Raw genomic sequence first — 496 nt, 5'->3', positions numbered from 1 at the left:
CGGTGCGGTCGTAGACGCCCCCACCGGCACTGATCAACGACCGATCATAATCGGCCCAACTCGACCGAGCCAACCCGAACAACCGCGACCGCTCACCGAACGACGACCCCGCATCCGGATCCGGATCCAAAAAAATATGACGATGATCGAACGCCGCCACCAACCGAATATGCTCCGACAACAACATCCCGTTACCGAACACATCCCCACTCATATCCCCCACACCCACCACAGTGAAATCCTGCGACTGAGTATCCACCCCCATCTCCGCGAAATGCCGCTTCACACTCTCCCACGCCCCCCGCGCAGTAATCCCCATCGCCTTGTGGTCATACCCCGCCGAACCACCCGACGCGAACGCATCCCCCAACCAGAACCCATACCGACCCGCAACATCATTCGCGATATCGGAAAACGTCGCCGTACCCTTATCCGCCGCCACCACCAAATACGTGTCATCACCATCACGACGCACCACCCGCTCCGGCGGCAGCAC

The 496-nt window shown here is 60.3% G+C and carries 1 protein-coding gene; it reads right to left on the bottom strand.

The genetic code is table 11. The features are described 5' to 3' along the window. Positions 1–496, bottom strand: a 496-nt coding sequence (locus ON38_RS06590; protein WP_174372393.1) for an NAD-glutamate dehydrogenase domain-containing protein, incomplete at both ends; no start/stop codon positions are given.

It is taken from the genome of Nocardia testacea NBRC 100365 (genome assembly GCF_000308775.1).
Lineage (GTDB): Bacteria > Actinomycetota > Actinomycetes > Mycobacteriales > Mycobacteriaceae > Nocardia > Nocardia testacea.
Note: the sequence above shows the minus strand (reverse complement) of the source record. Positions and strands in the feature narration are given on the sequence as shown.